We start from the raw sequence: 14,491 nt of genomic DNA on the forward strand, positions 1-14,491 counted from the left end.
GCGGCGCGACGACGACCGCGGCGCGACGACGCGTGACGACGACCGACGACCGCGGCGCGACGACGACGCGGCGTGACGACGACGCGGCGTGGGGCGTGATCGTGCGGGAAGTCACTGCGCCGGTTCGAGGAACCCCTGCTCCACCAGCAGCCTGATCTGCGCCGGCGTGCGGTCCCGCAGCAGCACCGGGTCCTCGCCCATGAGCTGGGCGATGGCGTCGAGGATCCGCCCGGCGGTCAGCGAGCCGTCGCACACGCCCGCGAAGCCCGCGGCGACCGTGTCCACCTTGGTGGCCCGGCGCATGCCGCGGTTCTGCCGCAGCACGACGTGCTCGGGGTCCTCGGCGCCGGGCAGTCCGACCTGTTCCTGGACGATCTCCGGGGCCAGCCGGAAGCACTCCTCCAGCAGGGCGGCGTCGTCGCGGGCGCGCAGGTGGTCGAGGCGGGCGAAGTGCGCCCGGACCGTCTCGCCGAGCGGCTGTTCGACCGGATGCGGCCACTCCTCGACCGTGACCGAGGGCGTCGCGGCCCCCGTCCGGCGCAGGGTGATCCAGCCGAAGCCCACCGCCTTCACCTTGCGCGCCTCGAACTCGTCCAGCCAGGCGTCGTACCGCGCCTGATAGTCGGCCGCGTCACCGCGGTGGTCGCCCGCGTCCCGCAGCCACAGCTCGGCGTACTGCGTGACGTCCTGCACCTCGCGCTGCACGATCCACGCGTCGCACCCCTGCGGCACCCAGGACCGCAGCCGCTCCTGCCACTCCTCCCCCTCGACGTGCTGCCAGTTGGCGAGGAACTGCGCGAACCCGCCCTCGTTCAGCCGCTCCCCCGCCTGCTGAACGAGCGTCCGGCACAGATCGTCCCCGCCCATCCCGCCGTCGCGGTACGTCAACCGAGCCCCGGGGGAGATGACGAACGGCGGGTTGGAGACGATCAGGTCGTACGTCTCGTCGTCCCGCAGCGGCGTGAAGAGCGAGCCCTCACGCAGGTCGGCGGCCGGGGCGCCGGACAGCGCCAGGGTGAGGGCGGTGATGTGCAGGGCACGCGGGTTGACGTCGGTCGCCGTCACGCGCGTGGCGTGCTGGGCGGCGTGCAGGGCCTGGATGCCGGAGCCCGTGCCCAGGTCGAGGGCGGCGGCGACGGGCGTGCGCACGGTGATGCCGGCCAGGGTGGTGGAGGCGCCGCCGACGCCGAGGACGACGCCTTCGTCGTGCCGCCCGATGCCGCCGGCCCCGCCGACCGCGCAGCCCAGGTCGGAGACGATGAACCAGTCCTCCCCGCCGGGCCCGCCGTACGGCCGCACGTCCACGGTCGCCGCGACCTCGTCCTGCCCCGCACGCGTCAGCCACCCGTCCTCCAGGCACTCGGCGACGGGCAGAACGGCCGCCACGCGCGCGTGCCCCACGGGTTGCTGAAGGAGGAACAGCCGTACGAGCGTCTCCAGCGGCGTGTCTCCCCTGGTGGCCCGGAGCGCGGGGACGGTCTCGCTGCGGGCCAGCGCCGCGTAGGCGGGGGCGCCGAGGAGTTCGAGCAGTCCGTCGGCGGTGAAGTCGGCCGCGAGCAGGGCGTCCCGCAGCCGTGCGACGGTGCCGGGGCGGTCGGCGGAGGGCAGGACGGACAGCGAGGACTGACTGGCGTTACTCACGCCTCCATTGTGACGTGCGCCCGGCTGCCCGCACCCGCGCCGGAGGGCTCGCGGGGGGGCGGCGTGGGGGTGCCGTTGCGCCGGGCGCGGGTGGGTCGTAGCGGCGGAACAGGGGGGCATGGCACCGGGTGCGGGTGGGCCGTGTCGCCGGGGCGCGGGTGCGTCGTAAGACCGGCGGGTGCCTGGCGGGTGCCCCGTGCGCCCGCCAGGAGCGCGTCGGACGCCCGGCGCGCAGGCCCGTCGGCGGCCGACCGGGCCGCCAGGCCGACCGGGCCGCCAGGCCGACCGGGCCGCCACGGGCGACTACGCCGCCGCAGGCGACTACGCCGCCGCAGGCGACTACGCCGCCGCGGGCGAGGCGGAGGCGGAGGCGCTCTTGCAGCTCTCCTGCCTCTGCATCGCCTCGCCGACCTCGCCCTCCTCCAGGGCCTTCAGGGCGTCGCTGCCGCTCTTGCCGAGCTTGTCGAGTCGGCCGGCGATGTCCTTGAGACCCTCGGCGAACTCGGCCTGGTCCTTGGTGTCGAGCTTGTCGACCCGCTTCTGGAGATCGGCGTAGGAGGCGGAGAGGCCGTTCAGCTCCTTGACCGCGTCCTGCTGCTTCTTCTCGCCGTCCTCGACGTCCGGCGCGCCGGCCTTGCTCACAGCCGCACCCATCGCCTTGTAGGCCTCGGACATGTCCCCGAATGCCACCGAGTCGGTCTTCTGGACCTGCTCGGGCTCGCTGTTGTCGGAGGTCTCCTTCTGGATCGCCGCGTTGGCGTCCTGGATCTTCTTCGCCTGCGGTTTGACGGCGTCGCAGACCTGCTTGGCCCAGGCGTCCAGCTTGTCGTCCCCGTCGTCGCCGGTGCATCCCGACAGTGCCAGTACGAGTACCGCACCGCCGGACAGTGCGGCAGCGAGCTTCTTGTTCACCGGTTTGGTCCCTTCCATGGCTCTCGGCCCCGGAACATACACGCCGAGCGGACGGCAGACATATGATAAACGTCTGCTTTGACCCATTTTGAAGCCATTTGCGGCAAGGGAGAGCGGGAGAGAGAAGGCTCACGGTGGGGCGCGAAAGCGGCGAGGCGGGCCGGCGAAGCGTCAACGCGCTCCGCCTGCCCGCCCCTTGAGCCGGGTTTCCCGCCCCCCTGCTACGAAACCACCGCCGGATCAACGGGTTTGGCGGTGCCGTCGGCGTCGCCCTCGTCTCCCATGGCGATGCCGCGCCGCTTGGAGGCGTACACCGCCCCCACGATGACCGCCAGGGCGAGGCCCGCGATCAGGACGCGCACGCCGGTGTTCTCGTCCGCGCCGTAGCTGAACTTGATGACGGCGGGCGCGATCAGCAGCGCGACCAGGTTCATCACCTTCAGCAGCGGGTTGATCGCGGGGCCCGCGGTGTCCTTGAAGGGGTCGCCGACCGTGTCACCGATCACGGTCGCGGCGTGGGCGTCGCTGCCCTTGCCGCCGTGGTGGCCGTCCTCGACGAGCTTCTTGGCGTTGTCCCAGGCGCCGCCCGAGTTGGCGAGGAAGACCGCCATCAGCGTGCCGGCCCCGATCGCCCCCGCGAGATACGCGCCGAGCGCGCCGACGCCCAGCGTGAACCCGATGAAGATCGGCGCCAGCACGGCCAGCAGCCCGGGCGTGGCCAGTTCCCGCAGCGCGTCCTTCGTACAGATGTCGACGACCTTTCCGTACTCCGGTTTCTCGCTGTAGTCCATGATCCCGGGCCGTTCCCGGAACTGCCGCCGCACCTCGAAGACCACCGAACCCGCCGACCGCGACACGGCGTTGATGGCAAGCCCCGAGAAGAGGAAGACGACCGCCGCCCCCGCGATCAGTCCGACCAGGTTGTTGGGCTGCGAGATGTCCATCGCCAGCGTCATCGGCGAGTCCTCGCCGGCGAGTTTCTCGCCGACGTCGCGCGCGCCGGTGGCGATGGCGTCGCGGTACGACCCGAAGAGCGCCGACGCGGCGAGGACGGCCGTGGCGATGGCGATGCCCTTGGTGATGGCCTTGGTCGTGTTGCCGACCGCGTCCAGGTTGGTGAGCACCTGCGCGCCCGCGCCCCGGACGTCGCCGGACATCTCGGCGATGCCCTGGGCGTTGTCGGAGACCGGGCCGAAGGTGTCCATCGCGACGATCACGCCGACCGTGGTGAGCAGTCCGGTGCCGGCCAGCGCGACCGCGAACAGCGCCAGCATGATCGAGGTGCCGCCCAGCAGGAAGGCGCCGTAGACGCCGAGGCCGATCAACAGAGCTGTGTAGACTGCGGATTCCAGGCCGATGGCGATACCGGCGAGGACGACGGTGGCCGGTCCGGTGAGGGAGGTCCGGCCGATGTCCCGGACCGGGCGGCGGCTGGTCTCGGTGAAGTAGCCGGTGAGCTGCTGGATGAGGGCGGCGAGGACGATGCCGATGCCCACCGCGACGAGTGCGAGGATCCGCGGGTCGCCGTCCGTCCCGAGGATCTCGGCGTCGGTGACGCCGTCCAGCTCCGCGTACGTGTCCGGCAGATAGACGAAGACGGCGACGGCGACCAGCACCAGCGAGATCGTGGCGGAGATGAAGAACCCGCGGTTGATCGCGCTCATCCCGCTGCGGTCGGCCCGGCGCGGCGCGACCGCGAAGATGCCGATCATCGCGGTGATCACTCCGATGGCGGGCACGAGCAGCGGGAAGGCCAGCCCGGCGTCGCCGAAGGCGGCGGTGCCGAGGATCAGCGCGGCGACGAGGGTCACGGCGTACGACTCGAAGAGGTCGGCCGCCATGCCCGCGCAGTCGCCGACGTTGTCGCCCACGTTGTCGGCGATGGTCGCGGCGTTGCGCGGGTCGTCCTCCGGGATGCCCTTCTCGACCTTGCCGACCAGGTCGGCGCCGACGTCGGCGGCCTTGGTGAAGATGCCGCCGCCGACCCTCATGAACATGGCGATGAGGGCGGCCCCGAGCCCGAAGCCCTCCAGCACCTTCGGCGCGTCGGCGGTGTACACCAGCACGACGCAGGAGGCGCCGAGCAGCCCGAGGCCCACCGTGAACATGCCGACGACGCCACCCGTGCGAAAGGCGATCTTCATTGCTCTGTGCGATACGGCGGTGAGATCCTTTTCCGGTTCGCCTTCCGCCGGAGTCGCCTCACGGGCCGCCGCGGCGACACGCACATTGCTGCGCACCGCGAGCCACATTCCGATATAGCCGGTGGCCGCCGAGAAGGCCGCGCCGATCAAGAAGAACACCGACCGGCCGGCGCGCTGATTCCAGTCGTCCGCGGGCAGCAGCAGGAGCAGGAAGAACACGGCGACGGCGAATACGCCGAGTGTGCGCAACTGCCGTGCCAGATAGGCGTTCGCGCCCTCCTGGATGGCGGTGGCGATCTTCTTCATGCCGTCGGTGCCCTCGCCCGCGGCGAGTACCTGGCGCAACAGCACCCCGGCCACCACGAGCGCCGCCAGCGCGACGGCCGCGACAATCAGCACCAGGACCCGGTTGCCGTCGGTCAGCACCGCTGCCGCGAAGGCCGTGGAGTGATCCCACTCGTGCGGGGAAGAAAGCTCCGCCATTCGTCCTCCTTGACGCTTGGGCTGAGCTCAAGATGTGGACGGAGTGCAGGTGTCCGAGCCCGATCAACAGGGCACGGCAAACCGCGATTCGCGTTCACTCGCTCCACGAAAATGATCGCAGGAAGTCATGGAACCGGAAAGTTCTCATACTCCGGACGCATTCCTCCGGGGCCTTCGCGGGCCGCGGGAAAACACCGAGGGCCCTGCTTGCTCGGCAGGGCCCTCGGTGAAGACTGCGACGACGACTTCGTTGACTGCGATTACTGAAATTCACCGCGGCGACTGCGTGACTGCGGTGACTACTGCAGACAGACTGCGGTGATTACTGCGTCGGAGTGAACGAGGAGGGCGTCAGGGAAGCGTGACGTTCGGCGGCGGGGTGGTGGGCCAGGTCATGCGGATCCTTCCACCGTGCTCCCCGGCGGTGACCTCCACCTCGTCGACGAGCCCGCTGATGACCGCGAGGCCCATCTCGTCCTCCTCGGTCTCCGGGTCCGGCTCGCCGGCGGCTCCCGCGGCCGAGCGGGCCCCGGGGACCTGATGCGGCGCCTCGTCGCCGACCTCGATGGAGAACTGCTTCTCCTCCTCGATCAGCGACACCGTCACCGGCGCCGCGATCCCGCCGCTCTGGTGGAGTCCGACGGCCCTCGTGCAGGCCTCGCCCACGGCGAGTCTGACCTCGTCGAGGACGGCCTCGTCGACCCCGGCCCTGCGTGCCACCGCCGCCGCCACCAGGCGGGCGGTCCTGACGTGCTCCGGCAACGCGCTGAAGCGGAGTTCGACGGTGGCCATGCGTCCCCCTCTGAGCTACGGGCGTGCTGTCGGGGGGCCGGGCCGTCGAGCCCGGCCCCCCGGTTTCACTCTGCCTCCCCGGGCCCTCGGCCCGGACCGGTGATCAGTCGGTGGCCGCCACCGCTTCCTCGACCGAGGTGTGAATCGGGAACACCTTGGTGAGGCCGGTGATACGGAAGATCTTCAGAATGCGCTCCTGGTTGCAGACCAGGCGCAGCGAGCCCTCATGGGCGCGCACCCGCTTCAGTCCGCCGACCAGCACGCCGAGCCCGGTGGAGTCGAGGAAGTCCACGCCCTCCATGTCGACGACGAGGTGGAAACTGCCGTCGTTCACCAACTCGACCAGCTGCTCGCGCAGCTTGGGCGCGGTATATACGTCGATTTCGCCGCCGACCCTGACGATCGTGCGATCGCCGATGGTCTCGGTCGACAAGGACAGGTCCACGGATCCTCCAGCACCTTGCTATCGAGCGGTCGCCCTCGGGGCATCTCGGGTTTCAGCCCCCGGGACGGTTCGCCAGCCGCGATGGCATTCAATCACTTACCGGCAGGCGTGCACGACGCCTTGGTCCCATTGTCCGTCACGCCAGTGACACACTCGGTGCCGATGGCCGAGAATCACCGATCCGATCGATCCCCGACGCAGCCCGCACCGCGGCCCACTCCGGCCATGGTGCTGGACCGGCTCGCCTCCGGTCCGAGCCGGGCCTCGCGCATCACTCATACGGAGCACTTGCCCCCGCGCGCGGGTCGCCATGCAGTGTGGCCGCACCGGATCCGTTCCGAGGTCGTCGCCGCCGTGCGGGACGCCGGCATCGAGCACCCCTGGGCGCACCAGGCGCGTGCCGCCGAGCACGCCCTGGACGGCGACTCGGTGGTCGTCGCCACCGGGACCGCCTCCGGCAAGTCACTGGCGTACCTCGTCCCGGTGTTCTCCACCCTCCTGGACGGCGCCGAGGCCCCGAACGGCCGCGGCGCCACCGCGCTCTACCTGGCCCCCACCAAGGCCCTCGCGGCGGACCAGTGCCGGGCCGTGAAGGAGCTCTCCCGCCCGTTGGGCCACGCCGTACGGCCGGCCGTGTACGACGGCGACACCCCGTTCGAGGAACGCGAGTGGATCCGCCAGTACGGGACCTACGTCCTGACCAACCCGGACATGCTCCACCTGGGCATCCTGCCGTCACATCCGCGGTGGGCCTCCTTCCTGAAGGCGCTCAAGTACGTCGTCGTCGACGAGTGCCACACCTACCGCGGCGTCTTCGGCTCGCACGTCGCCCACGTGCTGCGCCGGCTGCGCCGCCTGTGCGCCCGCTACGGCTCCTCTCCCGTGTTCCTGCTGGCCTCGGCGACCGCCGCCGAGCCCGCGGTGGCCGCGCGCCGCCTGACCGGCCTGCCGGTGGTGGAGGTGGCCGACGACGCCTCGCCGCGCGGTGAACTGGTGTTCGCGCTGTGGGAGCCCCCGCTCACCGACATGCAGGGCGAGAGGGGCGCCCCGGTCCGCCGCACCGCCACCGCCGAGACCGCCGACCTCCTCACCGACCTCACGCTCCAGGGCGTGCGCAGTGTCGCCTTCGTCCGCTCCCGGCGCGGGGCCGAGCTGATCTCGGTGATCGCCCAGGAACGGCTCGGCGAGATCGACCGCTCCCTGGCCCGGCGTGTCGCGGCGTACCGGGGCGGCTATCTGCCCGAGGAACGGCGCGCCCTGGAACGAGCCCTCCATTCGGGTGAACTCCTCGGGCTCGCCGCCACCACCGCCCTCGAACTCGGCGTCGACGTGTCCGGCCTCGACGCGGTGGTGATCGCCGGTTATCCGGGCACGCGCGCGTCGCTGTGGCAGCAGGCGGGCCGGGCGGGGCGGTCCGGGCAGGGGGCGCTGGCCGTACTGGTCGCCCGCGACGATCCGCTGGACACCTTCCTCGTCCATCATCCCGAGGCCCTGTTCGACCAGCCGGTGGAATCGACCGTCCTCGACCCCGACAACCCGTACGTCCTCGCCCCGCACCTGTGCGCCGCCGCCGCCGAGCTGCCGCTGGTCGAGGAGGACCTGGAGCTGTTCGGGCCGGCCAGCGCGGAGCTGCTGCCCCAGCTGGAGGCGGCGAAGCTGCTGCGCCGGCGCACCAGGGCCTGGCACTGGACCCGCCGGGAGCGGGCCGCCGACCTGGCCGACATCCGGGGCGAGGGCGGACAGCCGGTGCAGATCGTGGAGTGCGGCACCGGCAGGCTGCTCGGCACGGTCGACGCCGCGTCCGCGCACACCACCGTCCACGAGGGCGCCGTCCACCTCCATCAGGGGCGCACCTATCTGGTGCGCTCCCTCGACCTGGACGATTCGGTCGCCCTGGTCGAGGAGGCCAACCCGCCGTACTCCACGGTCGCCCGCGACACCACCTCCATCTCCGTGCTGGAGACCGACGTCGAGATCCCGTGGGGCGCGGCGCGCCTGTGCTACGGCTCCGTCGAGGTCACCAACCAGGTCGTCTCCTTCCTCCGCCGCCGGCTCATCACCGGCGAGGTGCTGGGCGAGTCCAAACTCGACCTGCCTCCCCGCACCCTGCGCACCCGCGCCGTGTGGTGGACGGTCACCGAGGATCAGCTGGACGAGGCCCGGATCAACCCGGAGATCCTCGGCGGCGCCCTGCACGCCGCCGAGCACGCCTCGATCGGCATGCTGCCCCTCTTCGCCACCTGCGACCGCTGGGACATCGGCGGCGTCTCGATCCCGCTGCACCCCGACACCCTCCTCCCGACGGTCTTCGTCTACGACGGTCATCCGGGCGGCGCGGGATTCGCCGAACGCGCCTTCCACACCGCCCGCTCCTGGCTCACCGCGACCCGCCAGGCCATCGCGTCCTGCGAGTGCGACGCCGGCTGCCCCTCGTGCATCCAGTCCCCCAAGTGCGGCAACGGCAACGATCCGCTGCACAAGAGGGGCGCGGTGCGACTGCTGACGGTGCTGCTGCGGGGGGCGCCCGAGGAGAAGCCGGAAGAGGGGTCGGAGGTGACGCCGGGCGAGGAGCGGTAGCGGCGTTCACGGTGCCGGGCTGCTGGGCGGCAGCGGCCCGGCACTGCCGGACTCCGCAGCCCGGCTGCGCGGTGGCAGCGGCTCCGTGCCGCCCGACTCCGTGCCCGGCGGCGCCCAGTCCGCGGGACCCGCCCGGGACCTGACCTCCACCGTGAACGGTCCCCGCCCCGCGGTCGCCGTCACGTCCGAGATCTCCCCGACCAGCGCGCACCGCGTCAGCCGCGCACCCTGCGCCCGCGCGATCTCGTCCGCCCTGTCGCAGGCCGTCGAGGCGCCCAGCGTCCACTGGTCCGCCGCCGCGAGCGCCGCCAGGTCCGCGCCGCCGGCCGCCCGGTGCCGGGCCAGGACAGCCTGTCCCAGGGCCAGCACCACGCCGAACACCACGCACAGGACGGCGATCGCCCCCACGCTCCAGACGGTGGCCGACCCGCGGTCCGCGTCCGGGCTCGCCGGGCGGGTCCACCTCACCCGACGGGTCGGCCCGACCCCGCGGCCCGCGTCAGGGCGCTCCAGGCGGATCCACCTCACCCGACGGGTCGGCGCAGCCCCGCGGTCCCGCACCGCCGGGTGGCCCCGGCTCGGACCGCCCCCGCACGCATGCCGTCTCGTCCTCATCCCGGCGCCCCCTCCGCCAATGCCACGGCCTCCTCCCGCAGTCGGTAACCCAGCCGTCCCACCGCGGGCGCCTCGGCCGTCACCACGACCCGCACCCGGTCCGCCTCCCGGCTGACCGTGACCCTCGCCCCGTGCGGCGCCGCCTCCCGGACCGCCGTCACGACCGCGTCGGGCGAGTCCTGGCGGGCCGCCGCGCGGGCGCCGGTCCTGGCCGCGTCCACGCACTGGATCTGCGCGGCCACGACGAGCACCACCCAGGTGAGCCCCATCGCGAAGATCACCAGCACTGGCAGCACCACCGCGGCCTCCGCCGTGACGAACCCGCCGTCCCGGTCCGTGCGCCGCTCACATCCGCGCATCGAGCGCCCGCTTCACGATGGCCTGCAGCTCCGCGTTGACCTGCCCACTGGTGATGACCTTGTAGAGGATCGCCGCGAACGCCACCGCGGCGACGATGCCGACGGCGTACTCGGAGGTCACCATGCCCGCTTCCCTCCGCACCCCGCGTGTCCCGCACACCAGCGCCCGCGCCCACGCCCGGACCGCCTGTACCGCCCGTGTCACCTGCTTCATGTGATTCATCCGGTTCGCCTGGTTCATCTCAACTCCCTTGAAGTCCCTGTGCCTGGTTGCGACGTCCGTGTCGTCGCTCGTGGAATGCGGTAGTCGTCGCTCGTCGTTGCTCAGTTGCTCATCGGCCCGGCCTCCTGCCCCCGGCGTGCCTCGTCCGCCGTACCGCCGTAGCGCGCTGCCGCTGTGCTGCCGTGCCGCCGTCAGCCACCACCCCCTCCCAGCACCCCTCCCGCCAGACCGATCACCACGGGCAGCACGCCCATCGCGATGAAGGCGGGCAGGAAGCACAGCCCCACCGGGGCCGTGACCATGACGGCCGCCCGCCGGGCCCGTTCCGTCGCGCTCCGGGCCCAATCGGCGCGGGCGTCGGCGGCGATCCGGGCGACCGGTGCCGCGGCGGGGAGCCCGGAGACGTCGGCCCGTTCCAGCAACCGCGCCAGTGCTCCCGCGCCGGGTGCGGCGGCCAGCGCGCGCCACGCCTCGGCCGGCGCTCCCCCGAGCCGCACCTCCGCCGCGCCGCGTGCCAGCGCGCCCCCGACGGGACCGCCCAGCGCCTCTCCCACGGCCCGGGCGGCGATCACCGGTCCGGCGCCGGCCGTGATGCAGGCGGCCAGCAGGTCGGCGGCGAGCGGGAGTTGGCGAGCGGCGGCCCGGGCGTCCGACTCGGCCTCGACTCCACCGGCCGCCGCCTGCCGCAGACGCCACCGCCACAGCCCGACCGCACCCGCGGTCCCGACGGCCATGCCCATGACCCCGCCGACCAGCACCCACCCGGCGACCGCCACCACGCCCACCGGCCACCAGCGGCGTACGACCTGTGCGCCCCGCAGGCGCCGCCCGGCGACCACCGCATCAGCCCCAGCCGGCACCAGCCCGCCCAACCGCCTGCGCACCCGGCGTCTTTGCCGCGCTCCCCGCGCCCCCGCCACCAACCACGCGCCGAGCAGCACGACCCCCAGGGCCACCCCCAGCCTGTGGAAAACCTCCGCACTCACACCGCACCCCTCTCGGATCCCTCGGTCCCTCGATCCCTCACCGCCCGCCGCCCCGCCGCCCCGCCGATGCATCACCACACCGGGCCCCCGCCCCCGCACAGCACCGCCCCACACCACCGCCCCTCACCCCGTCCCCTCCGCGCCCCGCACGATCCGCAGCACCCACCACAGCCCCACCCCCTCCAGCACCCCTCCGACGACCAGGCAGGCCAGACCCGCGCCGGTGTGCAGCAGGACTCGCAGCGGGTCGGCGCCCAGGGCCGAACCCAGGCACAGGCCGAACACCGGCAGCCCGGCGAGCATCACGGCGGTGGCTCGAGCACCGGCCAACTGAGCACGCAGTTCCGCGCGTTGGTCGCGCTCCGCGCGCAGCGCGCCCTCGAGCCGGTCCAGCCCTGCCGCAAGGCCCGCGCCCCGGTCCACGGCGACCTGCCAGCACGCCGCCAGCCCCAGCAGCCCGTCGGCCCCCGGCCGGCGTGCAGCCGTCGCGAGCGCCGACGGGACGTCCCCGCCGAACCGCGCCGCCGCGAGCACGGCCGCCTGCGCCTCACCGAGGCCACCGGACTCCCGTGCCGCCCGCAGCAGCGCCTCACCCGGGTGTCGTCCCGCCCGCACCTCGCCGGCGAGCACTCCGCACAGCGCGATCACCGCGTCCCCGCGGCGCTCCCCTGTCCGCCGCGCCTCCCGGGCCAGCCGCGCCCGCCGCAGCACTGGCACTCCGGCCGCCCCGACGATCACCGGCAGCACGGATGCGCCCAGCACCGCCCCACCCAGCCCGACCACCAGGACCCACCACTCGCCCCTGAACCGCCCACGCAGCCCCCGCAGCTCACCGGCACACCATCGCCACCACGACGGCCCGGCCCGCACCACTCCACCGCCTCCGCCACCGCCCCCGGCACGGCCCTCACCCCCGGCCAGCAGCATCCGAGCCCGCGTCGCCCCGGACCAGCCCCTGCCGATCAACCACAGCGCGGCCCCGCCGCACACCACGGCCGTCCCCGTCACCGACTCCTGCACAGCACCGCTCACCCTTCGTCCTCGTCACCCTCGACCTCGCCCAGCCGCCGCCGCTCACTCGACCGCCCCGCTCCCACCCCGCCGATCACCACTCCACTCCCTCGCCACCACCACCTCCGTCCCCACCGCGCAGCAGCTCCCGCAGCCGCTCCCAGCCCCGCTCCCGCCGGAACGCCTGTTCGCCCCACCGCAGCGCGGGCACCGTCCTCACCAGCCCGGACGGATCCCGCTCCAGCACATGCACTTCCGAGATGAGCCGCCGCCCGGTACGGTCGCGCACCAGGTGCAGCACGACCGAGAGCGCGGCGGCCAACTGGCTGTGCAGCGCGGCCCGGTCGAGCCCGGCTGCGGTGCCGAGCGCCTCCAACCGGGCCGGCACGCCCGCCGCCGCGTTGGCGTGGACGGTGCCGCAGCCTCCTTCGTGGCCCGTGTTCAAGGCGGCCAGCAGATGGACCACTTCAGGACCGCGCACTTCGCCCACGACCAGCCGGTCGGGCCGCATCCGCAGCGCCTGCCGCACCAGGTCGTCGAGCGTGACGAGCCCGGCGCCCTCCTGGTTGGCGGGTCTGCTCTCCAGCCGGACGACGTGCGGATGGTCCGGCCGCAGCTCGGCCGAGTCCTCGGCGAGCACGATCCGCTCGCCCGGTCCGACCAGCCCCAGCAGGGCGCTCAGCAGCGTCGTCTTCCCGAACTAGGGACAGAGACACCATTGCTGAGGCACACTCGGGCCATGAACAGCACCCAGACGGGGGGCGCCCGGACGCGCGCCGTCATCTACTGCCGCATCAGCCAGGACCGCACCGGCGCCGGCCTCGGCGTCGACCGCCAGCGCGAGGACTGCGAAGCCCTCGCCCAGCGCAACGGCTGGGACGTCGTCGAGACCTACGTCGACAACGACGTGTCCGCGTTCTCCGGGAAGCTGCGCAAGGACTACCGGCGCATGCTCGCCGACCTCGACGAGGGCAAGGCCACCGTCGTCATCGTCTGGCACACCGACCGTCTCACCCGCTCGATCGTCGAGCTGGAGGAGTACATCGAGCTGTCCGACCGCCGCGGCATCGCCACCCACACCGTGCAGGCCGGGACCATCGACCTCGCCACGCCGTCCGGGCGGATGACCGCGCGGATCCTCGGCGCCGTCGCCCGCCAGGAGTCCGAGCACAAGGGGCACCGCGTCGCCCGCGCCCGCCAGCAGAAGGCCATCAACGGCGAGTGGGCAGGCGGGATCCGCCCGTTCGGGTGGGGCGTCCCCACCGGCGAGGTTCGCACGCGCATCGACCGGAAGACCGGCGAAGAGGTCGAGGTCCCCGAGCTTGACATGCTGAAGGCCGTCCCCGAAGAGGCCGAGGCGCTGCGCTACTGGACCGACGAGATCCTCTCCGGCGGGTCGATCCGGTCACTGGTGAAGTGGTGCAACGACAAGGGCATCACCACCACCCGGGGCAACCCGGTCACCCACACCGACCTGCGGGACATGCTGCTGCGCCCCCGCAACGCCGGCATCGCCGTGTACCGGGGCGAGGAAGTCGGCCGCGGGAAGTGGGAGCCGATCGTCGACGAGGCGAAGTACCGGGCCGTCGTCGCCATCCTGAAGAACCCGGCGCGGACGACGACGCCCGGTGCCCAGCCGAAGTGGCTGGGGTCGTTGCTGTACCGGTGCGGGCGCGCCGGCTGCACGCACTTCGTGTACGTCACCCAGTCCGGCGGGCGTTCGTACCCGTCGTACCGGTGCCAGACCGGGCACGGCGGCGGCCGGCGGGCCGAGGTGGTCGACCAGTACGTCGAGGACACCATCGTTGACCGACTGTCCAGGCCGGACGCGCACGAGCTGCTGGAGCCCGCGCCGGACGGCATCGACGTGGCTGCGCTGCAGGCGGAGAGCGAGCAGATCCGCCGGCGCATGACGGACCTGGCGGGCCTGTTCGGCGCGGGGCAGATCGGGATCGAGGCGTTCACCGAGGGAACGGACACGGCGCGCGCGCAGCTGGAGGGCGTGACGCGGCAGCTGGCCCGGGCGGCGACGCGGGACCCGCTCGCCGGCCTGGTCGGGGCGCCGGACGTGCGGAAGGCGTGGAAGGGGATGGAACTGGAGCGGAAGCGTGCCGCGCTGCGGTCGCTGGTCGAGGTGACGCTGAAGACGCCGCGGCCGGGGCGGATGCCGGACGGCGGATACTTCGATTTCAATGCTGTCGTCTTCAACTGGAAGCGGAGCGGAGCAGCGTCCGCGTGAACCGCCTCCAGACCCGAACCTAGCAAGCCGCAAAGAAGTGGTGGTAGACCGTGAAATTAAAGCG

At 72.9% G+C, this 14,491-nt stretch carries 12 protein-coding genes and 1 pseudogene; 2 read left to right on the forward strand and 11 right to left on the reverse strand.

Annotated features, from left to right (window positions below; translation table 11 throughout):
* Positions 1–111: 111 nt before the first annotated feature.
* The 5 genes from ACZ6KF_RS29035 to bldG all read right to left on the reverse strand — a co-directional run bounded on the left by ACZ6KF_RS29035 (position 112) and on the right by bldG (position 6,417).
* Positions 112–1,641 carry a DUF7059 domain-containing protein gene (locus ACZ6KF_RS29035; protein WP_469159579.1) on the reverse strand — a complete coding sequence of 510 codons (1,530 nt, stop codon included), beginning with the start codon at positions 1,639–1,641 and terminating at the stop codon, positions 112–114.
* 339 nt (positions 1,642–1,980) lie between these two features.
* A complete protein-coding gene (locus tag ACZ6KF_RS29040; RefSeq protein WP_356630686.1) occupies positions 1,981–2,571 on the reverse strand; it encodes a small secreted protein in 591 nt (196 codons plus the stop codon).
* A 203-nt stretch (positions 2,572–2,774) separates the two neighbouring features.
* Positions 2,775–5,180: a sodium-translocating pyrophosphatase gene (locus ACZ6KF_RS29045; RefSeq protein WP_469241033.1), complete on the reverse strand. Its 2,406-nt coding sequence runs from the start codon at positions 5,178–5,180 to the stop codon at positions 2,775–2,777.
* 351 nt (positions 5,181–5,531) lie between these two features.
* Entirely contained in the window at positions 5,532–5,972 is a 441-nt protein-coding gene (locus ACZ6KF_RS29050; protein WP_356630682.1) for an ATP-binding protein, read from the reverse strand.
* A 103-nt stretch (positions 5,973–6,075) separates the two neighbouring features.
* Positions 6,076–6,417 (reverse strand): anti-sigma factor antagonist BldG, encoded by a 342-nt coding sequence (gene bldG / locus ACZ6KF_RS29055; RefSeq protein WP_024885807.1) that lies wholly within the window; start codon positions 6,415–6,417, stop codon positions 6,076–6,078.
* An 81-nt stretch (positions 6,418–6,498) separates the two neighbouring features.
* Here bldG and ACZ6KF_RS29060 point away from each other — a divergent pair, with 81 nt between their 5' ends.
* Complete coding sequence (locus ACZ6KF_RS29060) at positions 6,499–8,994, forward strand: DEAD/DEAH box helicase (protein WP_469241035.1); 2,496 nt, start codon at positions 6,499–6,501, stop codon at positions 8,992–8,994.
* 6 nt (positions 8,995–9,000) lie between these two features.
* Here the strand turns inward: ACZ6KF_RS29060 and ACZ6KF_RS29065 are convergent, their stop codons facing one another.
* From ACZ6KF_RS29065 to ACZ6KF_RS29090, 6 genes and pseudogenes are all read right to left on the reverse strand, one after another.
* Positions 9,001–9,522, reverse strand: coding sequence for an Rv3654c family TadE-like protein (locus ACZ6KF_RS29065; RefSeq protein ID WP_469241037.1), 522 nt, complete (start codon positions 9,520–9,522; stop codon positions 9,001–9,003).
* Between the two features lie 83 nt (positions 9,523–9,605).
* Entirely contained in the window at positions 9,606–9,968 is a 363-nt protein-coding gene (locus ACZ6KF_RS29070) for a TadE family type IV pilus minor pilin (RefSeq protein ID WP_356630676.1), read from the reverse strand.
* Complete coding sequence (locus tag ACZ6KF_RS29075; protein ID WP_356630674.1) at positions 9,955–10,209, reverse strand: DUF4244 domain-containing protein; 255 nt, start codon at positions 10,207–10,209, stop codon at positions 9,955–9,957. Before ACZ6KF_RS29075 ends, ACZ6KF_RS29070 begins: the two co-directional genes overlap by 14 nt.
* Positions 10,210–10,382: 173 nt before the next feature.
* Positions 10,383–11,177, reverse strand: coding sequence for a type II secretion system F family protein (locus ACZ6KF_RS29080; RefSeq protein ID WP_469241039.1), 795 nt, complete (start codon positions 11,175–11,177; stop codon positions 10,383–10,385).
* Positions 11,178–11,300: 123 nt separating this feature from the next.
* On the reverse strand, positions 11,301–12,209 hold the full coding sequence (locus ACZ6KF_RS29085) for a type II secretion system F family protein (RefSeq protein ID WP_469159575.1): 909 nt from the start codon (positions 12,207–12,209) through the stop codon (positions 11,301–11,303).
* A 73-nt stretch (positions 12,210–12,282) separates the two neighbouring features.
* A pseudogene (locus ACZ6KF_RS29090) lies at positions 12,283–12,885 on the reverse strand (ATPase, T2SS/T4P/T4SS family); the annotation flags it as partial.
* Between the two features lie 42 nt (positions 12,886–12,927).
* Here ACZ6KF_RS29090 and ACZ6KF_RS29095 point away from each other — a divergent pair.
* Positions 12,928–14,427, forward strand: a complete 1,500-nt coding sequence (locus ACZ6KF_RS29095) for a recombinase family protein (protein ID WP_469241041.1) — start codon at positions 12,928–12,930, stop codon at positions 14,425–14,427.
* The last annotated feature ends 64 nt before the right edge of the window (positions 14,428–14,491 follow it).

This window comes from Streptomyces sp. NPDC046379, assembly GCF_055587785.1.

Bases quoted from the DNA above. Each gene is read 5' to 3' on its own strand.
- ACZ6KF_RS29040 (WP_356630686.1), bottom strand. From the start codon at position 2,571: ATGGAAGGGACCAAACCGGTGAACAAGAAGCTCGCTGCCGCACTGTCC.
- ACZ6KF_RS29045 (WP_469241033.1), bottom strand. From the start codon at position 5,180: ATGGCGGAGCTTTCTTCCCCGCACGAGTGGGATCACTCCACGGCCTTC.
- ACZ6KF_RS29050 (WP_356630682.1), bottom strand. From the start codon at position 5,972: ATGGCCACCGTCGAACTCCGCTTCAGCGCGTTGCCGGAGCACGTCAGG.
- ACZ6KF_RS29060 (WP_469241035.1), top strand. From the start codon at position 6,499: ATGGCATTCAATCACTTACCGGCAGGCGTGCACGACGCCTTGGTCCCA.
- ACZ6KF_RS29070 (WP_356630676.1), bottom strand. From the start codon at position 9,968: ATGCGCGGATGTGAGCGGCGCACGGACCGGGACGGCGGGTTCGTCACG.
- ACZ6KF_RS29075 (WP_356630674.1), bottom strand. From the start codon at position 10,209: ATGAACCAGGCGAACCGGATGAATCACATGAAGCAGGTGACACGGGCG.
- ACZ6KF_RS29095 (WP_469241041.1), top strand. From the start codon at position 12,928: ATGAACAGCACCCAGACGGGGGGCGCCCGGACGCGCGCCGTCATCTAC.